Annotated in this window: 5 protein-coding genes; all 5 read left to right on the forward strand. The window is 63.7% G+C overall.

Going from position 1 to position 5,632, the window contains the following annotated elements:
* Nucleotides 1-1,126 (forward strand): PPE family protein (locus WAO18_RS00830; protein WP_422203075.1); only part of this gene is annotated, 1,126 nt, incomplete at its 5' end.
* Nucleotides 1,127-1,366: 240 nt separating this feature from the next.
* Complete coding sequence (locus WAO18_RS00835) at nt 1,367-2,029, forward strand: PIG-L deacetylase family protein (RefSeq protein ID WP_422203076.1); 663 nt, start codon at nt 1,367-1,369, stop codon at nt 2,027-2,029.
* A 140-nt stretch (nt 2,030-2,169) separates the two neighbouring features.
* Entirely contained in the window at nt 2,170-2,853 is a 684-nt protein-coding gene (gene rfbC, locus WAO18_RS00840) for a dTDP-4-dehydrorhamnose 3,5-epimerase (RefSeq protein ID WP_422203078.1), read from the forward strand.
* A 249-nt stretch (nt 2,854-3,102) separates the two neighbouring features.
* Complete coding sequence (locus WAO18_RS00845; RefSeq protein ID WP_422203080.1) at nt 3,103-4,353, forward strand: class I SAM-dependent methyltransferase; 1,251 nt, start codon at nt 3,103-3,105, stop codon at nt 4,351-4,353.
* 142 nt (nt 4,354-4,495) lie between these two features.
* Entirely contained in the window at nt 4,496-5,542 is a 1,047-nt protein-coding gene (locus WAO18_RS00850) for a glycosyltransferase (RefSeq protein WP_422203077.1), read from the forward strand.
* Nucleotides 5,543-5,632 lie beyond the last annotated feature (90 nt).

The raw sequence follows: 5,632 nt of genomic DNA on the forward strand, positions 1-5,632 counted from the left end.
GGACGACCTGTACCTGGCGGCGGTTGGTTACGGCGCCACGCTGTCAGACCTGGCTCCATCGTGGCTGGGTCCCTCGTTCTCGTCGATGGCCAGCGCTGCCGCCACGTACGTCTCCTGGATCACCGCCACCGCCGCGCAAGCGCAGCTGACCGCCGGTCAGGCCAAGGCGGCCGTCGCCGCGTACGAGGCGGCATTCGTCATGACGGTCCCGCCGCCGGTAATTGCGGCTAACCGCGCCTTGCTGCTGATGCTGGTCGCGACCAATTTCTTCGGTCAAAACACCCCGGCGATCATGGCCACCGAGGCCGAATACGTCGAGATGTGGGCGCAGGATGCCGCGGCGATGTATGGCTACGCCGCCGCGTCGTCGGTCGCATCGATCTTGACGCCCCCCCCGCCGCCGCCGCAGACCACCAACTCGTCCGGGGTGGTCGGCTTGGCCGCCGCGGTGACACAAGCCGCCGGCACCTCGGCCGGCACGGGCCTCGAGACGGTGTCACCGCTGACCTCCGCGGCAATGCCCAGTGCCTTGCAGGGCCTGGCATCCACGATGGTGTCGTCCACGTCGTCGTCATCGCCGCTGTCGTCGTTGACGACCATGACGTCATCGACCGCTGTGACGTCATCGACTGCTACGACGTCGGGGACGAGCCTGGCCTCCGGCGCTGCCTCATCCGCATCGATGGTTACCTCGAGTGTGTCGATGCTCGGCTCGGCGAGCCCGTCGATGAATTCGTTTGGCCCGGCGACCGCAACAATTGCCACCAGCTTGCCGGTGTACGGATCCGCTCTGAGCACGGGCGTCGGATCAGGAGCAGGTGCAGTGAGCTCGCCAAGCCTCGGCGGCGCCACCGTATCCGCGACCGCGGGCCGTGCGGCGTCGCTTGGAGCGTTGTCAGTGCCCCAGGGTTGGACCTCCGCAGCGCCAGCATTCAGCCAGGTTGCCTCGGCGTTGCCCGCTACGAGTGCGCCGGGCGCGACTTCGCCGGTCTTGCCGTCCGGCCAGGGCGCCCCTTTTGGCGCTCGGCCGGCGAATTCTGCGGGTCGGGCGGGCGAAAGTTCCCCCGTGACCGCCCGCTACTACTTCCGCACCGCCGTAGTGCAACGACCGGTCTACACCGGTTGAGACGGCGGGCTGGTTAACGATGCGACGATACCGTCAGTCTAGTTTGATGCTTAACAACATTCAGAAAGTATGTATACTCCCAAACATGCTGATATACGGTTTGACCCGTATGAGGGCCGGCGGCGTGTTGGCGACAGGAGGCGTAGTGCGCGGTCTCGGGTCGACTTCTACGCGGTGGCCAGCGACTGCGCAGGCATATTGGCCGATGGTGTGCGACTCCGGACCGAGGGGATTTGCGACATGATGGCCCTCACGCCGGTGAGCCTGCGCTCCGTCGCTGTCATTGGCGCCCGCTGCGACGACATCGCCACCGGCGCGGGTGCCACGTTGATCGAAATCGCGCGCCACCAACCCGATCTTGTCGTTCATGCGTTGGTGTTGACCGGCGGCGGGACGGAGCGGGAAGTAGAAGAGAAGAACGCGTTCGCAGCGTTATGCCCCTCTGCGGACATCCGATTGACCGTCGCCGATCTGCCCAGCGGTCGGCTTGCGGACCACCGGGGGCGGCTGAAAAGGCTGCTGGCCGAGTTTCGGAAGGACTGCGAGCCGGACATGTTGTTCGGTCCGCACGCCAGCGATCACGACCAAGACCATCAGTTGCTGGCTGAGTTGATCCCCACTCAATTTCGGGACCACCCGGTACTCGGCTACGAGATCCTCACCTGGGAGTCGGACTTGCCCTATCCGTCCTTGTACTTGCCAGTTCCCACTGACACGGCGCACGAGAAGGCGAGGTTGCTCGCGCAGTGTTATCCATCGCGGTCCGGACGCGGAGGGTCTGACGATGACGCAATTCTCGGGTTGATGCGCGTCCGCGGAGTGCAGTGTCGCGCTCGCTATGCCGAAGCCTTCACGGTCGATAAGTCCGTGCTGGAATCCGGATCCGACTACTCGGTCAACTAGCGCAGGCCGATACCGGGACAACGAAGGAAAATCACGATGCGAGTGCTGATCAGCGGTAGTGGAGACGACATGGTTTGCCGACGTCTCCCAACGCTTTTCGACGACGGCATCTTCCCCGAAGGAGGGTTCGAGTGAAGTACATGCCTACCGACGTTGCCGAAGTCACGATCATTGACATCGATCCGGACCGCGATGATCGGGGATTCTTCTCGAATTTGTTCTGCGCCGATGAATTCGCCCAATGCGGAATGCCTTTCAACGTCGCCCAGACGAGCGTTGCCTATAACTACGCCAGAGGGACTTTGCGCGGCATCCACCGCCAGGTTGCTCCGAATGCGGTGGCGACGCTGGTCCGTTGCACCCGGGGCGCGATCGTCGGGGTGGCCGTCGACCTGCGTCCGGAGTCGTCTAGCTATGGCAAGCACGTAATGGTTCAGATGAGCGCCGACAATCGGCGGGCGCTGTTCCTGCCGCCCTACGTCGCTCACGGTTTTCAAACCCTTGCCGACAACACTGAGGTCCTCTATCAAGTCAGCGACGTCTATGAAACCGCCGAGGAACAGGGATTCCGCTGGAACGACCCGGAATTCGGGATCGAATGGCCACTGGCGGTCAGCGTCATTTCCGAACGAGACGCCAACTGGCCGTTGCTGGCATCGGTCAGCAACGTGGCGGCGACGGTCGGCAAGTTGCCGTCCGGGCGAAATGAAGACGCGGACGACGCCGTCGGGGCGCTAAGTGCCCGGGCGGCCACCAGCCGTCGCATGCTCACGTCCCTCTACCGACGGCCGGCGGCGCACCAGCGCGAGACGAGGCCGGCATGACGGGGCAAAGTGAATGACTTGGCGTGATTTCGCTGCCGGTGGCCACGTCGACGCCGGAGACAGCTCCCGTCAACTGGCCGACAGTGGCTGCGCTGCATCCGATGCGGCTAATCGCTTGATTCGTGAGGTGCAATGGGCCTCCCTCAATCGCCCGGGCCGCGGTGTGCCCCCGCCGCGGTCCGGGCCTCCTCCACTCGGTGTGACGTGAGGCGCGGCGCCAAGAAAAGCGCTCCAACGGCGGTGGCTCAGTTGCATTGCCGGCTCTGTGATTCGAACCGAATGCGGAGCGTTTTGGATCTCGGTGCAACCCCTCGCTGCGACAGTTTTCTCACTCCCGGCGAACTCGATTTGGCCGAGCCGACTTTCCCGCTGCACATGAGGCTGTGCGACGACTGCCTGTTGCTCCAGATACCGGCCCTTGTCTGGACGGATGGAGCATTCACCGAGCACGCCTACTTCTCCTCGTTTTCGGACACCTGGGTACAGCATGCGAAGAAGTTCGTCGGCGATACCGTCAAGCGACTCGGGCTCTCGGGTGACTCATTCATGGTCGAGGTCGACAGTAATGACGGCTACTTACTCCAACACGCTGCCGCGGCGGGAATACCCTGCCTTGGAATTGAACCGTCGGTGAGTGTCGGCGTCATCGCCCGCGAGCGCGGTGTGCCAACGGTCCCAGAAGTTTTGGACGAGTCGTTGGCGCGCAGGGTACGTGGCGAATACGGCCCGGCGGATTTGGTGGTCGCGAACAACATCTACGCGCGCGTACCGGATCTGCGGGCATTGACGCGATCCCTACGCACACTGCTCGCCGACGACGGATGGCTGAGCATCGAGGTGCATCATGCGCTGAAACTGGTACGTGACAATCAGGTTGACGTTGTCGACCACCAACACGTTCAGTACTACACTCTGCTCTCGGCGACACGGGCGCTGGCCACCGCCGGACTGTCCGTCGTCGACGCCGAGCTCCTGTCAACTCGCGGAGGTTCACTTCGAATCTGGGCGCGTCCGGCGCGAATCGCCGCGCCACCCTCCGACCGGGTCATGGAGGTTTTGCGGCTCGAGAAGGCCGCGGGATTGCACCGAGTGGAAGGTTATCTGCAGTTGCGCCCGCGCGTCGACGCATTGCGGCACAACATTTTACGGTTCTTGCTCCAGTGCCGCACCGACGGCAAGCGTGTTGTCGGCTATGTATCGTCGGGTACCGCTACCACCCTGCTCAACTACTGTGGAATTCGTAGCGATCTTGTCGAGTACGTCGTAGACCGTAATCCGTATAGACATGGCTGCTTTACGCCGGGTACGCGAATCCCGATACACGACCCAAAGCGGGTCGGCGACGATCGTCCAGACGTGGTCTTGGCGCTGTCGTACGATGCGGAGGCCGAATTGACCGATCAACTCGGCTACATTGGCGGGTGGGACGGCCAACTAATCTTTCCGCGCTCATTGCAAAGCCCGATAGCGTTGGTATGCAACGGTAATGGGGCGAACTAGCGATGAATCGAACTCTGACAGAGCGGTTGCGCGCGATGGTGATCGCGGCGGCTTCGCCCGCTCGCGAAGGCATGGCACGGTGACGGCGATGATCGGTGACGGCATCTCGCGCGTTTGCGATCCTGGCGCGAATACACCTCGGGTGGTTTGGCTTTCACCGCTGATGCGTCCGCTGGCGCGCGTGCAGGCCGAAGCACTCCGTGCGCGAGGTATCGATGTGTTGTTGGTGACCACCGATCGACATCCGGAGTCAGATGCGCCACGTGACTACGAGATGGTGCTCGATCTTCGGTTCCGCACGGTGTCGTCCTGGCTGGCGGCTTGGCGCCGCATCCGTGAACATCAGCCCGACGTCGTGATCGCCGAGCAGGTTCGCGATCCGCGCTGGATCGCGCTGGCCGGGCGGACACCACGAATCCAATTGGTACACGACGAGCGGCGCGACGACGGTACTGAGCGGCGACGAGCGTTCGCGCGCGCCATGCTTGACCGTTGGGGATCCCATTCGGCGGCCACCGTGACCTACAGCAACTATGCCGCGATCGCGGTCGCCGTCCGGCGCGACGTGGTCGGAACTCCGGTGAATGTGTTGCCGCTCTGCAGCGACCTGGACCCCGCGCTGGTTCCTCCGTTCGTGGGTCCCGAAGAGCGACACGATTTCGTGGTGGCCGGCCAACTCGGTTCGCAAAAAAATATCGACGTCGTTCTCGAGGCCTGGCAGCGGCATGTGGACGGAGACAGCTGGCGCGGCGACGAACTGCTGCTGATCGGCAACGGACCGCTTGTCATCCGGACCCTTCCGGCCTACGTCCGTTGGCGCCCCGGCAGTTACCGCTACGCGGATGTCGTCAACACCTTGGCCGCTGCGAAGGGTTCGATTGCGCACTACCGCGGCGCATCGCAAAGTGGCGTGCAGATGCTGTCGATGCATCTGGGCGTCATGCCGATCGTGTCACCGGTTGGCGGGTTGCCCGAATACCAGCCACCGGTCGTTCCCCCGGTCGGGGTCGATGACGTCAAGGGGCTGACTGCCGCATTCGATGAGCTGGCAGATCCGCTTACCGCGACCTTGCGGGGTGCCGCGGCCGCGCGTCACTACGCAGAGTTGTTCGCCGTCGAACACGCCGCGGACAGGCTCTTTGATGTGCTCGCGGATGTGGGCCGTCGAATTGGGAAGGCAGCTGTGTGAAGCTGTTGTGCGGCAACGTGGTTCCGCTCCGCTCCTGTGGCCCGCACACCGGTGGGTGTGCGGGCCACAGGAGTTGGGTGGGTGTTAGGC

The sequence above is a fragment of the Mycobacterium sp. genome, assembly GCF_049278535.1.
Classification (GTDB): Bacteria; Actinomycetota; Actinomycetes; order Mycobacteriales; family Mycobacteriaceae; genus Mycobacterium.